Here is a 17,086-nt window from a genome sequence, read left to right as displayed (position 1 = left end):
TCATTACACCCCACCCCCAATCCCTCCCCGCTTGCGGGGAGGGGAGACAAAGCGACGATTGTCGGGGTGGGGTTCTTCGGGTTTAATAAGCAATCAAGCGGACATGATATTAGAGATTGTTTGAAAAGTATTATTGCTAACATCTAAGCCTCAGAAACCTAACCCTCCGAACAAGCCTTCCCTAGAAGGGAATGGGGGTTTCAAAGCCTCTCGACCTTTCGGGGAGAGGAATGGAAGCACGGTTTATAGTATACTTTGCGACTTTTCAAACATCTTCTAAGGTTTTTCCGAAACAATCGGTTCTGCTGCAATATCATCTAAGCGGATGCTGCCTAACAAATTCTGCCACTCTGCTTGCAGTGCCGCATCTTTAGGATTTTTCTGACGCAGTTGAGCCAGTGCCGTCAGTGCGTCGTACCATATCCCGTTTTGGGCATAGATAGTATAGCGCCTTAGAAGTTCTGTCGTTTGTAGCTCTTTGACTGCGGCTGGATTGAGTTCGACTCTTTGTATTACCCCTTCGACAAAAGTCGGAGGATATTTCTTTTGCTTGTCACAGTTAATAAGGAAAAACCAGCGATATTGTTTGTCTAGCGCCAAGGGAGGAGCAGTGCTAGGCAAAGAAACGCGGATGATTCCTGGTTTATCTGGTAGAGCGATCGCTTTGTGGTAAATCTCGTTAGAGTCGTTAGAGTCGTTAGAGTCCGCATCTTCTTTCAGCACAAATTCAACTTCATAGGGTAAATCTTTGGTATATGGCACATAAAAAAACCAGCTTGGGCGTTCTACCGTTGTCTGTCCCCAGACATTGATCACTGAGTTAGCTCCCTCAGTAAAGTGTACTAAAGCAGTCAGGTCAATTTTACTAACTTCACATTCACCCCCGCGCCTCGCTCCACCACGAAGGCGACCTCCAGGAGGGGAGCCAGGTGGAAGTGGGGGTTGATTAAAGATTGTGCCTTGAGCAAGGTTCGTTTTAGCACCAGAGCGAGCGCTAGATGAAGAACCAAGAGTTGGTTTTGCCAGTACTGGAGTCAGGCTAACTAGTAAACTGGTGCAGCTTAAAGCTACTACTAAAAACAGTTTTATCGGTTGTGAATGTGACTTCATAAAAACCTTCCCTTAAGTATGCGAACCTTGTAGATTTATCTGCTGGTTATCTATAAATTTAATAAAAAAATCCTTCCCCCATTCCCTATTTAACTCCAAAAATTAAATTAAAAATTATATTATCTAAATTCTTTTGTCCAATACAATTATCAGATTCTTCTCCCCCTGCTCCCTCTATTCCCCACTAGCCACCCGAACTTTTGTTGTTGTATAAATTGACATCAAGCCAACCGTGATAACCAACGACAAAGCCGAAGGTACAAAAGGCACCCAAGCACCCGAAATTAATAGACCGAAACAAACTAAATATAGAACACTAGAGGTAATACTGACTACCAATGCCAACCAAGGGGACGAAAGCTTTCGCCAAGCCAGGACTCCCCCGACCAAAGACCACCCCCAAATCCATACTACCTCAGCCCACAGTGACCAAACCCGCAGCAACGGCCGCCCATCCTGGACTGCGCTGAGGATTTGACTGACCATCTGGGCTTGTACTAACACTCCTGGCATTTGCTCATCTAAAGGAACGCCATAGGGCGTAGGCCAGGTGTCTGGAGAATCCCCCTTTGCCACCACACCAATCAAAACAATTTTATCTTTGATAGCACTGGGGTTAATGGGACTAGATAAAAATTGGGTTAGCTTCACCTGTTCGGCTATTTGTTTTGGGGAACGGTAATTGAGTAAGATTTGACCGCCATTAGCATCAATATTTTGATAGCCGCCTGTACGAGATTTCAGGTTCGGAAAAATAGTTTTACCTAGCTGCAAATTCCCTTGAGATGTGAACTTTGGTTCGATTCCTGAAGGGCGCAGATAGAGAGAGGCCAGTTGTAGACTGAACGCCAAGGGAGCAGGACACAACGATGTCGCCTCTTGGTTCATGAACAGGATATGCCGACGGATAACTCCATCACGATCATGAATAAAGTCACTGAATCCCAGATTTGTTTTGGGGATTTCTGGCGGCGGCTCATTGCCTGGGATATTTACTGTGCCATCGCTCCCCTTACATACGCCAATCAAATTCTGAGTTTTTTGAAGACGAGTAATTAAATCTGGTTCTTTAGCCTTAAAATCACGGTAGATATCCAAGCCGATCGCCCGGGGTTGGTATTGCTCCAGTTTTGCCAGGAGTTTGTTGAGAGATTTTTCGGAAATGGAAGCTCCAATTAAGGACTCGTTATTTTTTCTTTGAATTGCCAGATCGTTATCGTCAATTGTGATTACCAGCAATCGGGAATCAATTTCCTCCACAGGGCGCTGACGCATCATCAAGTCAAAGGCTTGAATCTCTGGATTTTCCAGCAATCCCAGCAATCTCGCCCCACAAACGAAGGCTGTAATCGCCAAACTAGATAACAAAGTTGTCGTAAATCTGTGTCTGGTAGACAAAGCTAAATTTGGTATATCTTCAGTTTTTGTAGACCTTAATTCATCCCATGTGGGTGGGATTTGCGCTGGATTTTGGCAAATCATTGGTAGCCAAGTCGCACAGGGAAATTTATCCTCAAGTCCTTGCAACCGTTCCCGCCCTTGGCGTACCGCTTGATATAAAGACTCGCCACTGGCAAAAGCTTCGAGAAAATACTTTAAGAACTCCTTGGCAACCTGGTCTGGGACAGGTTCACGCATGATGATCATCTGAGGGATTTGCAAATCAGCCAGTTCTCGCGCCAATCCCAATCCATCACAGGAGTTGAATATAGCTAGTTGTAAGCCGTTTTCAATGGCATTCCTTAGAGCATACTTTAACTCGCCAATGCTGAGGCTATCAGTTTTATTCAGGTAAATTCGTCCGCTTTCTCCATTTTTGTTACTGGAACTATGCCCAGCAAAAAAGAGAATATCCCAATTTTTTCCCCAAAGATGGTCAGTCAATTCCTTCCGTTGTGGTTCTACCAGAAAGGTAACCTCTGCATTACTACACTGTTGTAGTAAAGCTTGATCAGCCTGGGTGTCAATTCCCTGACTATTGCCCACAATCGCTAAAATGTTGACTAATTGATTTAAGGTGCGTGGTTTTTGAATGCGATCGTAAGATGGTGAAGAAAGGGCGATTTCAGCCTTGGGGTAGCGTTCTAACAAGTCCCACAGATGCCAGGGTAATAGCTGTAATTGGCTATTTTCTGTTTGCAAAATCACCCGCACTTCTTCCGTGGACGACAATCTTTCTAACCACTTTTCCCTCAAAGGGCGAAACTCTTCTGCTCGCAGCCAGGTATTAAAGCGTGCCCGCAAAATATGAGAAGCATTTTCGCAGTCTTGAATCATAGATACATTCGTCACCTGCATTTTGTCAGCATGGAGACGATAACGATTGCCTATTTGCCGATAACTAGACTGCCAATGACTGTAATAGAGCGGCATTTCGGGAAATGAAGGTAGCTTCCCCGTAATTTCTGTTGTAGCACGCTCGCGTTCTTCACCAATTTCGAGGGTGACAGCAAACCCTTGCTCAAAACTACCCTCTCCGAATTTCAGAACCACTAACTTACTCATGACCGTTGCTATCCCCCTGTGCAAAACCATGCCCTGTTCTAATGTCTTATAACAAGCTCTACAAGCATTTACAGATTTTTTTTAAAACCCTAAAAGCCGGCTTGGATTTTAATTTTTAATTAACCAATTACCACTTAATAAGTTACCGACGAGGGAAGATAGCTAGATGTTTTAAATCCTAAAATGTTCGGTAATGCTAGTATCATTTATAGCTACCTTAACGCTAAATTGCTCTCTAGGTTCACCACGAAACTGCAACTGAATGTAGTTATCCAATTTTCTAGATTGAGCATTTAGAAATACTGTTCCCGAACTATCCAAAACGGTGAGATGAACTCCTGGTGGCAAGTAAATTTGATTCCCAGTGGCGTGCAATTGCAGATGAATACTGGTTTGCTGGTTCTTTTCTGGACTGATTTCCACAATCAACATCACGGGTTGGTTGAGAATTTGAATACCCAAGTCAATCAGTTTTGCACGTTTAGTAATTGATTCTGGTTGGTTAAGGGCATTTAGTTGCACAGTGTCAATACTGCGAAAGGCATAAGTTGGTCTGAGTTCCGGTACGTTCCATAGCGATTCAACAGTCTGCCAACCTGTCTCAAATATACCAGTAAACCATTGACTTAAATTCACCAGTGGACTAGCTGGGGATTGGCGCAGTTGACCTAGGTGGTCGATAAACGCTTCCAATGGTTGCAGTTGCGCTAAAGGCAGCGTTTCAGTTGCGACACTAGGGATAAAACCAAGCAGCCTCGCTTCTTGGAGTAATTCATCAAATTGAACTACTAAATAACCCACCCGTTCTTCCCAAGTTTCGGGAGGAACGGAACACATCTGCTGATGCAGATGGACAGGGCGACACTCCAGACGACCAATTGAGGGCACTTCTAAGTCAGCTACATTCCCACAGAGGCGCATGATGGGGTTCCAGCTGTCACTAGCTTGGAGGTCAGTAGGAATATCCATCATTTCTAAGTAGTCATTCACCACCCACACAGCCAGCGTATTCAGCCGAACTTGCTCTGCTTTTTCAGAATTTGGCTGCTGGTTAGCAAATTGCTGGGCAGTTATGCGAGCTGATTGGGAAATCGGCAATATTAAAGCGGAATCGTCAAGCTGATAGGTGGAGTTATTCATAAGTTAATCTCTAATGATCAATGCTGCTATATACGTATCACTCGCATTCACTAAATTTATGCCACAAAATAGAGAATAATTATTGGAAAAACAGAATTGACGATTGAAGGGTAGAGCGTGTTTTCAAACTACTCGTTTAGCCTCCTAACTTTTTAGATACCTCAAAATCCCCCTTAAAAAGGAAGACTTTGATCAGTTTTTGCCCTCCTTTTTTAGGGGAGCCAGCGCGTTGTTATCCCTACAGCCTTTCTCCTAAAAGAGACACTGTGTTTCGACTTTGCTCAACATAAATAAATTCGCGTTCGGGCATCCTACATCCTACGGCAGGCGCTAGCGCAGCGTAAAGCCTTCTCTAAGAGGATGTTTTAAAAGTATAGGGCGAATAGAATTCGCTACTACACAAACAAAGTCCACCTCCGTGGACTAAGAAAAAATTAAGGTTTTTTAACCTGCGGAGGCAGGTTTTGTCTGTGTAGCCGCGACTTTTAGTCGCCAGGGCTAGTATGAATTGAGACTTTACAAACATCCTCTAACAGACAATACAGTTCAGTTAAGCATTTCTTCCTTCTCTTCCTTCGCGTCCTTCTCTAACGAGACGCTGCGCGAACGCGGTTCGTTAAAAAATAACTTTGACAAAAAGTTTTAGCCTTAACCCAAGCGTATTGCTCTAAGAGAGGCAACGCCTTCGGCATAGCAACGCTATGAGCGAGTTTGCGTACTCCTAGGTCGAAGCAAGCTACGCGTAGCGTCTCGTAGAGAGCGTCTGGGGTCTCCCCAAGTGGAGCGACTGGCGTGGATTGGGGGGATCTAAGGGACTTCCAACTAAAAAAATATCCTATGGCGGTGTAGGCAGGGGGGCTATTAGCTCTTAGCAGGGGGAGAAAGAAAAATATTATCTGAGTAAATTGGATAATTTATTTTCTGGAAGTCCCTAATAATAAGTATAGGACTTACGCAAAATACCTCTCAAACTCTTATTCCTCCGTGTCGCGCCAGTTGCTTCAAGTCGGGGAACCGCAAGGGCGCACTGGCTTCTCTGTGTCTCTGTGGTTCGATTTTCCGTTACCTGTGCGTAAGTCCTAAAGTAGTAGGACAAAAATATTTACAGTCATTGCGAGCGTTGGCGCAGCCTAAGAAGAGAAGCGAAGCAATCGCTTGGGCATCGCTTGGGCATCGCTTGGGCTGGGATTGCTTCATTCCGCAACTCTTAGAGACGCTACCGCGTTAAGCGAAGCTATGCCGTTGGCGGAGCCTCTCGTTCGCGTTAGCGTCTCTGAAGGAGAAGAGAAGGCTTTACGCTCCATTCGCAATGACATTGTGTAATTAATTCTGTCTGACTACTTATCGTGTCCGGCTAAAGACTTATCATTTAGAAACCCAACATTTTCGGACATTTGTTGGGTAACACGAATGTTCAACCCAACCTACAATTATCCTTAACCCAAGCGTATTGGATTGCAACGCCAGGTCATTAATGTCTGAGCGAAAAGTTTTGTAACGATTGTGGCTAGTTTGTGTAAAAATCGCAATCAATACATGAGATATATACAGATTCGCAAGTTGGTGCGTTTGAATTCGAGGTCTTTTATGACTAACGACTGGAGAAAACAACTAGATGTACAACTTAAAGAATTAGCGCTCAAAGCCCAACAACACCCACACGCAACCAAAGAACAGCGGGTAGCTTTAACACGGCTGATGAATGCCATTTGGCAGTCGGGTACACTTATTCATCCTTATAAGGGCCAATTTCAATTACTTTATGAAGATATTTATGATGAGGCAGTACAAAATTTATTTTTCTATCTTTGCCAAAATAACAATATTAATAAGTATGACCCAGAACGCGGCGAAGTGATAACTTGGGTAAATATGCTATTGAGTAAACGCTTTTTTCCAGAAGCTATTCCCAAAGTTATCGGCAAAGGAAATGAAATAAATCTCGAAGACTCTCATCTGGAAAATATACCATCATCTCAATCTCAACCTATGTCTTTATCTGAACAAATAATAGAATGTATAGAATCTGATCCAGAGTTGATTTTTTCTAAAGAACACATCAAAGGTCATCCAGAGGCAAATTTTCAAGCTATAGCTAAAAGAAGATGTTCTGGAATTTCCTGGAAAGATATTTCGGCAGAATGGGGCATTGGAATCACATCTCTACATAGTTTCTACCAACGATGCCTGAAAAAGTTTACTGATAAACTCCAAGAATATTTATGTATTTAATAATATTTAATCATTTGGTAAAAAAATATGGCTAAAATCGCAGATACTTTAACATTTACAGGGCCGATACCGCTAGATGGAAGACATCGAGCAGAAGAGTTATGTAGGCGACAAGCTACGCAAAAAAAAGCTGAACAAGTTCATCTCAATACTTTGTCTGTGTCTTTTGTAAACTCTTATCTACAATACATGGGATTTGAGACAGACTTAGACAAGAGCGATAGTTGGAACCTTGTACAGCAGACACTTATGGATGTAGCTGATTTGTCGCTAAAAAACTTGGGATCGTTAGAATGTCGTCCAGTATTTGAAGATGCACAATTTATTTACGTACCGCCTGAAGTACAGTCAAATCGAATTGGCTATGTGGCTGTGCAGATAAGGAAATCATTTCGAGAAGCGACGCTGCTGGGATTTGTCAGGCAGGTACAAACTGATTTGTTAGCAATCAACCAATTGCAACCTTTGGACAATCTCCTGGAGTATTTAGAAGAACTTACTCAAGTGAGGCAAGCTGAGTTAGCTTCTCAATCGCTCACTGACAACAAGACTTTAGTTAAATTGAAACAATGGTTGGAAAATATTTTTGAGGTTGGTTGGCAAGAAATTGAAACTCTCTTTGATTATCAAAGAGCTAATGCAGATTGGAGTTTGAGAAGTGCTAATGGTTCTTTTGTTAGCAGGGGTAAGCTGATTGATTTAGGAAAAACAGGAACAATCCAATCTGTCATTTTAGTCGTTGGCTTCATTCAAGAGAAGGAGCAGGAAATAGACTTTATCGTAGAAGTGCATCCTATATGGGGAGAAATTTATCTGCCACCAAATCTCCAACTGATGGTGCTTGACTTTGAAGGAGCAGAGAGAGAATCTATTATGGAAGCGCAAACTAGAAGCACTAACAAAAATATTCAATTGCAGTTTAGTGGCGAGGTGGGAGAACGTTTTAGTATTAAATTGGTCTTGGGGAATATTAGCGTTATAGAAAGTTTTCTCATCTGAAGCGAAAAACAATTGGGGTGCTACAAATGGGAAAGTTAGTTGTTCTGAAACTAGATGGCGATTTGGAGTTAGGGGTGCGGGTGATGCTGGAGATTGGAGAAGATGGCAAACGCCCCAGCATAGAAACCTCTGGTCACTTACCTCCCAATCTAAAAATAGCTAAAGCAATTGACGAGTGGCAGTCAACTTATTGTAGTCTAGGAAATAGCCGCATCAAAGCCAAAAAAATTATTTACGATGGTTCTATTACCCAACGGCGTGATGACTGTCAAAACAAAGCTTGTGAGTTGCGATCGCACTTAAATCACTGGCTAAATTCAGCGTCATTTTGGCGGATTCGGGAAAAATGGCTTAAACACTTAATGCCCAATGAGGAACTGCGAGTGCTGATTCGCACTGCTTCTATGCAGCTACAGAAACTTCCTTGGCATGTATGGGATTTGATTGAGGACGATTACACCAAAGCCGAAGTAGCTTTGAGTGTTCTAGAGTCAGAACAAGTAACCCGATTGCAGACATCTACCTACAGACAGAAAATCAAAATATTGGCGATTTTGGGCGATAAAGCTGGTATTGATGTGGACGAAGACTGCGAATTACTAAAAAAATTACCCAATGCGACCACAGAGTTTTTGCCACAGCGCCAACGCGATGAGATCAACGATCATCTGTGGAACCAACCTTGGAACATTTTATTTTTCGCTGGTCATAGTAGAAGCGAGGGTGAGACTGGTCGTATCTATATCAATGACAAAGATAGTTTAACAATTGCAGACCTGAAATATGCCCTGAGAAATGCCGTCACCAATGGTTTACAGTTGGCGATTTTCAACTCCTGTGATGGATTGGGATTAGCGCGAGAACTACAAGATTTACATATTCCCCAAATCATTGTCATGCGGGAACCTGTGCCTGATCTTGTGGCACAAGCATTTTTAAAACATTTTCTGGCAGCTTTTTCTTCAGGCGCATCTTTATATATTGCAGTTCGCACTGCCAGAGAAAAACTGCAAGGATTAGAGGACAAATTTCCAGGGGCAAGTTGGCTGCCGATAATTTGTGAAAATCCTGCTGCCATAGCGATGACTTGGCCAAAGCCCGGAATTAAATCTAACAGCGTACTCATAAGGGGATTGCTAATGAGTGTGATGCTCACCATCAGCGTGCTAGGAGTCCGGCAAATGGGAGGATTGCAAACATGGGAGTTACAAGCTTACGATCAATTAATGCGATCGCGTCCCCAAGAAAAGCAAGATTCGCGCCTGTTGATAGTCACTGTTACCGAAGAAGATTTTCAGTTACCAGAACAAAAGGAAAGAAGAGGGTCGCTATCGGAGCTAGCACTAGCTAGGCTTTTGGAAAAACTTGCACAGTTCCAACCCAAAGCCATTGGTTTGGATATTTATCGTGATCAGCCATCACAACGCAACCCAGCTTTTTTGGCGACTAAATTAAAAATAGATGACAGGTTTTTTGCAATTTGTAAAGTGAAAGAACTCACAAAAGACCGTCCGGGAATTTCACCTCCTTTGGGGGTTCCGCTAGAACGTCAAGGATTTAGTGATATTGTCCCAGATGCAGACCGTGTTCTGCGTCGTCATTTATTGGCAATGCAACCAGCAGACGTAACCTCCCCTTGTGCTGCACGCTACGCCCTTAATGCCCAACTGGCATTCCACTACTTACAGGCAAAAGGCATCTCTGCCAAATATATTGATTCTGGGGATTTGCAGTTAGGCAACGTCGTTTTTAAGCGGTTGCAGCCTCACATGGGTGGCTATCAACAAGCGGATACAGGCGGCTACCAAATATTACTCAATTACCGCTCTTTCCAAAATTCTCCTGGAGAAATTGCTCCTAAAGTCACACTTACAGATGTTCTTAAAGGTAAGGTCAACGCCGAACAAGTCAAAGACCGAATTGTTCTCATTGGTACTACTGCCCAAAGCTTTCGTGATTATAGTCCTACCCCCTACATGACTGGGCAGGGTTTTTCCGAAGAAATACCAGGGGTGATTCTGCAAGCACAAATGGTGAGTCAGCTGGTGAGTGCGGTTATGGATGGACGAACTTTGATATCAGTTTTGCCTGTTTGGGGCGAAGTTTTATGGGTTTGGAGTTGGTCAGTAGTTGGAGGTGCGTTCGGCGTAGCCGTGTCGCACACACTCCGCATAGTCGGATCAGTGGCGATCGCTTGGTGCGATCGCTCAAGACTAGATTTAATACTGGCGGGAGGAGGTGTACTTGGAGTCTTATACGTTTTTTGCTTAATTCTCTTTTACCAAGGGATTTGGGTTCCTCTAGTTCCGTCAGCTTTGGTTTTAGTGGCTACTGGCGGCACAGTGGCAATTTACCTATTTTCACAACAAAGCAGCAACAACTAATTTCTACAACTTGAGGCGTAAATAAAGATGAAACTCTCTATGCAAAAGATTCAAATCTTCCTCGCCATTAGTTTAACATTCCTTAGCTCTATAGATGTGCAGGCACAGCCTGCAAATACCAACGGAAAATTAAACCAATCATTGATTTTCGCAGCACCGCCTCCACCAAAAGACATCGGGGAACCAGGTAAGCGAGCAGAAGCAGGTAGTCGTGGCTGTGGTCAGGATATAAATAAGCCTCTGACTTCTTCTCAAAAGCGGCTCACAGCTTTAGTACCTGTTTATTCAAACTCAGAATTGGTGTTTGGAACAACGATCGCAGAGTATCCTAGTTTCTTATTCTATGTTCCTTATTCATCGGACTTTGCATCTGGAGAGTTTGTGCTAGAAGATGAAGCACAAAATCAGACTACTTATAAAACTTCTTTAACGGGGACACCTGGAGTAGTAAACCTTCGCTTGCCATCAAAAACAACATCTTTAGAGATTGGCAAGCAATACCGATGGTATCTTAACATCTACTGTCAGAAGGATAACCAAATTATTGCTAATGTTGAAGGCTATGTAAAACGGGAGCAACTAAAGCCTGCTTTGAAAACTCAATTGGAAAAAGCAACACCACGCCAGCAAGTAAACCTTTATGCGGCTAATGGTATTTGGTATGAAGCGTTGAGCGTTGCTAGTGAATTGCGTCGCACCAATTTGCAAGATACTTCTTGGACGGCGCTGTTGCAAGCTGTGGGTTTGAATGATTTTGCAACTGAACCAAAAGTAGAGTGCTGCAATTTAGAGAATTAGGGCGTTGCATAAATGTGGGATGATTTTATAGAGTTTCTTTTGCACGGCAGTTGCTTGGCTATCGGCAGAGCCGCAAGAGCGCACTGCCTTGTCTTTGCGCGAGATAAATCCCGCAACTATGCAACGCCAGAATTAGCAGTGAAGAGCGATCGCCTTTGGAGAAAAGTCAGCGATGCTCTACGCTTACTTAATGGTTAAGTTGATTAACTTGCAGCCGCAACTGACTTTTTACGGTTAGAACGCTTGCGCTCTGATTTTTTCTTTAGTCCAACTGCTTGAGCTTGATCGCTGTCTGACCCATATTGCCCGCGCACAACTTCTTTCATAGCTAATACAGCATTGTGAAATTCCCATTCTGCTAATCGCGCAGCATCAGCCGCAGCACGGTATAAAGTTAGTTTCTCGATTTCGACTTGTTGAAAACTCAACATAGTTTGATAAGCTTGCTGTAAGTTTGCAGCAGAGGCATCAGCACGGGTTGTTTCATAGGTGTTGATGGTTTGAAAACCGTGCAATGAAGTAATATCTTGACTAATTGATTGAGGAGGCAAACGGCGTGTTGTATCTTGGGTAGGCATATATGTATACCGTAATAAAGTATACATTTAATATGCCCATTACAACTCTAAAGCTAACAGGGGGCTTTTACAGCTATTTTCGGGTAAATGTACCACATCTTTTTGATCTCACCCAAAGCCGCTCCAGGCGCACAGAGGAGTGAAAAGAGGCAGGGGAGCAGGGAGCAGGGAGCAGGGGAGAAAAACCACCCACAAGGGTTGTTGCTCTCAACCCTCGCCAGATTTGGAGCAGGGGTGCTTTCGCTTAACGTCGGGCGAGGTTTGTACCTTTCCCCCTGCCCCCTGCCTCTTCATCAAGAGTGTGGTCTAAAAACATGAAAACTGCTGTAAATTATGCAAGCCGATGCAATGGCATTGTCAGGCGATACAATCGCATTGTAAGCCAATACAATAACATTGTTAGGCGATACAATCGCATTGTAAATCGATGCAATGGCATTGTCAGGCGATACAATCGCATTGTAAATCGATGCAATGGCATTGTCAGGCGATACAATCGCATTGCAGTCCGATGAAAAAAACCCAGATTACAATCTGACTTTCTGAAATTACGAATTACGAATTACGAATTACGAATTGCTCTACAAGATGCAGGCTTCAACCAAGGACTATGAGGCGTAGTGGTAGGAAGATTTGCTGTCAGGACAACTTCCCCTTTTTCGTTTAGCGCCAAACCAGTAGCTTCTATGATGGGTTCTGGTGCGGGGGTAGTTGTTTTGCTGGTAAAATGTGGGCGATCGCGGTTATCAGCGTTTGGATTGAGAGTCACCAAATCTACCTGCACTGCATCAGTGTTAAGAGCTTCGCCTGGTAATGGTGGCAAGCCGCCGCGTCCAATGATTGTAAAACTGCTTTTAGCTAAATTTCCACCAGCTTGACAAGTCTGTGCTACTTGGGTATCAACTGGTACGGTTGGCAAGTTGACTAATCCACTGTTAGGGTCAATATCCGGCGTGTTAAGTTCTACAGTGCCGTTTACCCCAAACTCAGAACTAGCGGTGATATCCGAAAGAGAAGTTGGGTTAGAGCGGGGTTGAATGCCATAGATACCAAAGGCTTGAATATTGACTCTGCCACCACTGCCTGTGTAAGCATTAGCAGTGATATCGCTATTTTCGTTTGGGACAGCAACAATGAAGCCATTGCGAGCATTGATGGTGATGTTGCCACCATTACCACCAGCTTGTGCTGTGCCTGCGGTGGTAGAAATTTGAGCGCCACGACGCAGAAGCAGTAAATCAGTTTGTAAGTTGATGTCGCCACCGTTACCAGATGCAGATTGGGCGTTGAGTACGCCTTGGTTATCTAAGGTAACTCTAGGTGAGGTGACGATAATATCTCCAGCAGTACCCGTCGGACTTTGGGAGTTAACGAACAAGCCACTGTTAAAGTTGTTAGAACTCTTACCAGAAACGGTGAAAAAATCAGCTGCATTAACTTTAATTGTGCCTGCATTCCCTTCTCCAAAAGTTGAGCCTTTAAGTAAAGCGCCATCTCGTAATGAGAAGGAACCAGAATCGATAGTAATGTTACCCCCATTGCCAACTGTCCCCGTATCCACATCGCTGCCAATCGCACTAACAAAACCGTTTTTCTCCCCAGCAATATTAACTGACCCAGTAACATTAACATTGACATTCCCCGCATCCCCCCGTCCTGCTGGCGCTGTTGCAGATGCTTCACGAGTAGCGGTTACCAGGCTAGCGCCATCAATTAGTGATAGTGTTGCCGCATTGATGTTGATATTGCCACCTTTACCTACACCCCCTGCTCCCACTGTACTGAGGATGGCAGTATTATCTGCAAGAGAAACAGCATCTCGTGCCCGCACTGTCACATTCCCTGCATTGCCTTGTCCATAAGTTGAGGCAGTAAGTCCAGCGCGATCGCCTAACGAGAATGAACCAGAATCGATAGTAATGTTACCCCCATTGCCAACTGTCCCCGTTGACACCCGACTGGCAATCGCACTAAAAATACCATTTTTCTCCCCAGCAATATCAACAGCACCAGTAACATTCACATTCACATTCCCCGCATCCCCCTGTCCTGCTGGCGCTGTTGCAGATGCTTCATCAGTAGCGGTTGCCAGTTGAGCGCCATCTTTTAGCGAGAGGGTTGCAGCTAAGATATCGATATTACCTCCCTTACCTACACCTGCGGCTTCCACCGTGCTGAGGATGGCAGCATTATCTGCAAGAGAAACAGCATCTCGTGCCCGCACTGTCACATTCCCCGCATTTCCTTGTCCAAGTGTTGAGGTTTCAAATCGAGCGCGATCGCGTAACGAGAAGGAACCAGAATCGATAGTAATGTTACCCCCATTGCCAACTGTCCCCGTTGACACCGTACTGTAAATCCCACTAAAAATACCATTTTTCTCCCCAGCAATATTAACAGCACCAGTAACATTCACATTCACATTCCCCGCATCCCCCTGTCCTGCTGGCGCTGTTGCAGATGCTTCACGAGTAGCGGTTAGCAATTGAGCGCCATCTTTTAGCGAGAGGGTTGCAGCATTGATGTCGATATTACCTCCCTTACCTACACCTGCGGCTTCCACCCTGCTGAGGATGGCAGCATTATCTGCAAGAGAAACAGCATTTTTAGCACTCACTGTCACATTCCCCGCATTTCCTTGTCCATAAGTTGAGGCTTCAAGTAGAGCGCGATCGCCTAACGAGAAGGAACCAGAATCGATAGTAATGTTACCCCCATTGCCAACTGTCCCCGTTGACACCGTACTGTAAATCCCACTAAAAATACCATTTTTCTCCCCAGCAATATCAACAGCACCAGTAACATTCACATTCACATTCCCCGCATCCCCCTGTCCTGCTGGCGCTGTTGCATATGCACCACGAGTAATAGTTTGCAGTTGAGCGCCATCAATTAGTGATAGTGTTGCCGCATTGATGTCGATATTGCCACCTTTACCTACACCCCCTGATGACACCGTGCTGAAGATGCCAGCATTATCTGCAAGAGAAACAGCATCTCGTGCCTGCACTGTCACATTCCCTGCATTCCCAAGTCCCGAAGTTGAGGCTGAAAGTAGAGCGCGATCGCGTAATGAGAATGAGCCAGAATCGATAGTAATGTTACCCCCATTGCCAACTGTCCCCGTATCCACAAAGCTGCCAATCCCACTAAAAAGACCGTTTTTCTCCCCAGCAATATTAACTGACCCAGTAACATTAACATTCACATTCCCCGCATCCCCCCGTCCTGCTGGCGCTGTTGCAGATGCTTCACGAGTAATAGTTAGCAATTGAGCGCCATCAAATAGTGATAGTGTTGCCGCATTGATGTTGATATTGCCACCTTTACCTACACCCCCTGCTCCCACTGTACTGAGGATGGCAGCATTATCTGCAAGAGAAACAGCATCTCGTGCCCGCACTGTCACATTCCCCGCATTCCCAAGTCCAGAAGTTTCGGCAGTAAGTTGAGCGCGATCGCCTAACGAGAATGAACCAGAATCGATAGTAATGTTACCCCCATTGCCAACTGTCCCCGTTGACACCAAGCTGCGAATCCCACTAAAAAAACCGTTTTTCTCCCCAGCAATATTAACAGCACCAGTAACATTCACATTGACATTCCCCGCATCCCCCCGTCCTGCTGGCGCTGTTGCAGATGCTTCACGAGTAATGGTTAGCAATTGAGCGCCATCTTTTAGCGAGAGGGTTGCAGCATTGATGTCGATATTACCTCCCTTACCTACACCTGCGGCTTCCACCGTGCTGAGGATGACAGCATCATCTGCAAGAGAAACAGCATCTCGTGCCTGCACTGTCACATTCCCCGCATTTCCTTGTCCATAAGTTGAGGCTTCAAGTTGAGCGCCATCTTGTAACGAGAATGAACCAGAATCGATAGTAATGTTACCCCCATTGCCAACTGTCCCCGTTGACACCAAGCTGCGAATCCCACTAAAAATACCATTTTTCTCCCCAGCAATATCAACAGCACCAGTAACATTCACATTCACATTCCCCGCATCCCCCTGTCCTGCTGGCGCTGTTGCAGATGCTTCACCAGTAGCGGTTGCCAGAATAGCGCCATCTTTTAGCGAGAGGGTTGCAGCATTGATGTCGATATTACCTCCCTTACCTACACCTGCGGCTTCCACCGTGCTGAGGATGGCAGCATTATCTGCAAGAGAAACAGCATCTCGTGCCCGCACTGTCACATTCCCTGCATTGCCTTGTCCAAATGTTGAGGCTGAAAGTAGAGCGCCATCTTGTAACGAGAATGAACCAGAATCGATAGTAATGTTACCCCCATTGCCTTGTGAACCCGAGCGCACAAGATTGTCAACTGCGCTCCCACCAGCAACTTTGATTGACCCGGTAGCATTAAGCGTAATATCTCCCCCAATTGTTTCAGATGTCCTCAAACCATACCCAATACCACCGATTAAAAAACTTCTTCCCAATATCTCTAGATTAGAGGCATTGACTGCAATATTACCGCCACCAGCGCCTTCTACATATATACTTGCTTGATTAGTAAGGGATACCTCAGTTCGCGCAACATTATCAGGAAATCTCAAGCTGAGATTATCGCCATTTACACCCAACGCTACAGTACCAGCTTGGGCCAACCCTCCTAACTCAACTTGCCCACCATAAGCATTTAATTGCCCCCCATCCATGCTGACATTACCACCGACCAGCAGTAAGCTCTTACCATCTGGTACTCGTAAACCAAATACATCAAAAAAGCCTGTTGGATCTTGTCCTGCAAATGCAACTGAATTATTTTGAATCGCTGCGTTTTGATTAATCTGATTAAACAGCAATGCTGAAGGATTAATAGTCAACAACGGTGAAGGGATATTTTGATCAGTCGCGCTAAAAAATCCTCGATTTCCAAATTGCAGTGCATTCGCTGTAGTCGCAACAAAAGAACCACCAATATTTAATTGAGCATTTTGCCCAAAAATAATCCCATTAGGATTTATCAAAAATAAATTAGCTGTGCCATTAGCGTAAATTAACCCATCAATATTAGAGACTGATCCACCCGTTACCCGACTGATAATATTTTGAATATCCACTCTATTATTAAACAAAGCAGCGCCGTTAGTCGGGACAGAAAATTCCCGAAAGCTGTGGAACAAGTTGCCACCTGCTTGGGTTCCTCCTTCAATGATGCTGTTGTTCCCCTCTAATTTGACACTAGAGTTATCAGGCAAAGTGCCATCCGGGATAATTTGGGCAAAAGCACAATTTGTACTCCAAATGCTTGAACCACATATTGCAATTCCTAAAAACCAGCCCCAACGAATACTTATCTTGGACATTGCACCCCTCTAAGCAAACAGCGATCGCT

General features: G+C 44.5%; 10 protein-coding genes. 5 read left to right on the top strand and 5 right to left on the bottom strand.

Annotated features, from left to right (window positions below):
* Positions 1 to 276: 276 nt before the first annotated feature.
* The 3 genes from LC653_RS06760 to LC653_RS06750 all read right to left on the bottom strand — a co-directional run bounded on the left by LC653_RS06760 (position 277) and on the right by LC653_RS06750 (position 4,755).
* On the bottom strand, positions 277 to 1,110 hold the full coding sequence (locus tag LC653_RS06760) for a DUF928 domain-containing protein (protein WP_229493555.1): 834 nt from the start codon (positions 1,108 to 1,110) through the stop codon (positions 277 to 279).
* A 174-nt stretch (positions 1,111 to 1,284) separates the two neighbouring features.
* Positions 1,285 to 3,615, bottom strand: a complete 2,331-nt coding sequence (locus tag LC653_RS06755; RefSeq protein ID WP_229493553.1) for a CHASE2 domain-containing protein — start codon at positions 3,613 to 3,615, stop codon at positions 1,285 to 1,287.
* Positions 3,616 to 3,786: 171 nt separating this feature from the next.
* Entirely contained in the window at positions 3,787 to 4,755 is a 969-nt protein-coding gene (locus LC653_RS06750) for a DUF1822 family protein (RefSeq protein ID WP_229493551.1), read from the bottom strand.
* A 1,587-nt stretch (positions 4,756 to 6,342) separates the two neighbouring features.
* Between LC653_RS06750 and LC653_RS06745 the strand changes: the two genes are divergently transcribed.
* The 5 genes from LC653_RS06745 to LC653_RS06725 are packed head-to-tail and all read left to right on the top strand — an operon-like array spanning position 6,343 to position 11,366.
* Complete coding sequence (locus LC653_RS06745) at positions 6,343 to 6,987, top strand: sigma-70 family RNA polymerase sigma factor (RefSeq protein WP_229493549.1); 645 nt, start codon at positions 6,343 to 6,345, stop codon at positions 6,985 to 6,987.
* 27 nt (positions 6,988 to 7,014) lie between these two features.
* Positions 7,015 to 7,986, top strand: coding sequence for a DUF1822 family protein (locus LC653_RS06740; RefSeq protein WP_229493547.1), 972 nt, complete (start codon positions 7,015 to 7,017; stop codon positions 7,984 to 7,986).
* Positions 7,987 to 8,012: 26 nt separating this feature from the next.
* Entirely contained in the window at positions 8,013 to 10,370 is a 2,358-nt protein-coding gene (locus LC653_RS06735) for a CHASE2 domain-containing protein (protein WP_229493545.1), read from the top strand.
* A gap of 27 nt (positions 10,371 to 10,397) precedes the next feature.
* Positions 10,398 to 11,168 (top strand): DUF928 domain-containing protein, encoded by a 771-nt coding sequence (locus LC653_RS06730; protein WP_229493543.1) that lies wholly within the window; start codon positions 10,398 to 10,400, stop codon positions 11,166 to 11,168.
* A gap of 12 nt (positions 11,169 to 11,180) precedes the next feature.
* Positions 11,181 to 11,366 carry a hypothetical protein gene (locus LC653_RS06725; protein ID WP_229493541.1) on the top strand — a complete coding sequence of 62 codons (186 nt, stop codon included), beginning with the start codon at positions 11,181 to 11,183 and terminating at the stop codon, positions 11,364 to 11,366.
* A gap of 5 nt (positions 11,367 to 11,371) precedes the next feature.
* On the opposite strand, the gene LC653_RS06720 is transcribed toward LC653_RS06725, so the two are convergent.
* A complete protein-coding gene (locus LC653_RS06720) occupies positions 11,372 to 11,746 on the bottom strand; it encodes a hypothetical protein (protein WP_229493539.1) in 375 nt (124 codons plus the stop codon).
* Positions 11,747 to 12,308: 562 nt separating this feature from the next.
* The gene (locus LC653_RS06715; RefSeq protein ID WP_229493538.1) at positions 12,309 to 17,057 is read right to left on the bottom strand and encodes a two-partner secretion domain-containing protein; all 4,749 of its coding nucleotides are present in this window, start codon (positions 17,055 to 17,057) and stop codon (positions 12,309 to 12,311) included.
* Positions 17,058 to 17,086: the final 29 nt, after the last annotated feature.

Source organism: Nostoc mirabile CHAB5784 (genome assembly GCF_020829645.1).
Classification (GTDB): domain Bacteria; phylum Cyanobacteriota; class Cyanobacteriia; order Cyanobacteriales; family Nostocaceae; genus Nostoc; species Nostoc mirabile.
The sequence above is the reverse complement of the archived record's forward strand: the minus strand, read 5'-3'. Positions and strand labels throughout refer to the sequence as shown.

Bases quoted from the DNA above. Each gene is read 5' to 3' on its own strand.
- LC653_RS06760 (WP_229493555.1), bottom strand. From the start codon at position 1,110: ATGAAGTCACATTCACAACCGATAAAACTGTTTTTAGTAGTAGCTTTA.
- LC653_RS06755 (WP_229493553.1), bottom strand. From the start codon at position 3,615: ATGAGTAAGTTAGTGGTTCTGAAATTCGGAGAGGGTAGTTTTGAGCAA.
- LC653_RS06750 (WP_229493551.1), bottom strand. From the start codon at position 4,755: ATGAATAACTCCACCTATCAGCTTGACGATTCCGCTTTAATATTGCCG.
- LC653_RS06745 (WP_229493549.1), top strand. From the start codon at position 6,343: ATGACTAACGACTGGAGAAAACAACTAGATGTACAACTTAAAGAATTA.
- LC653_RS06740 (WP_229493547.1), top strand. From the start codon at position 7,015: ATGGCTAAAATCGCAGATACTTTAACATTTACAGGGCCGATACCGCTA.
- LC653_RS06735 (WP_229493545.1), top strand. From the start codon at position 8,013: ATGGGAAAGTTAGTTGTTCTGAAACTAGATGGCGATTTGGAGTTAGGG.
- LC653_RS06730 (WP_229493543.1), top strand. From the start codon at position 10,398: ATGAAACTCTCTATGCAAAAGATTCAAATCTTCCTCGCCATTAGTTTA.
- LC653_RS06725 (WP_229493541.1), top strand. From the start codon at position 11,181: ATGTGGGATGATTTTATAGAGTTTCTTTTGCACGGCAGTTGCTTGGCT.
- LC653_RS06720 (WP_229493539.1), bottom strand. From the start codon at position 11,746: ATGCCTACCCAAGATACAACACGCCGTTTGCCTCCTCAATCAATTAGT.
- LC653_RS06715 (WP_229493538.1), bottom strand. From the start codon at position 17,057: ATGTCCAAGATAAGTATTCGTTGGGGCTGGTTTTTAGGAATTGCAATA.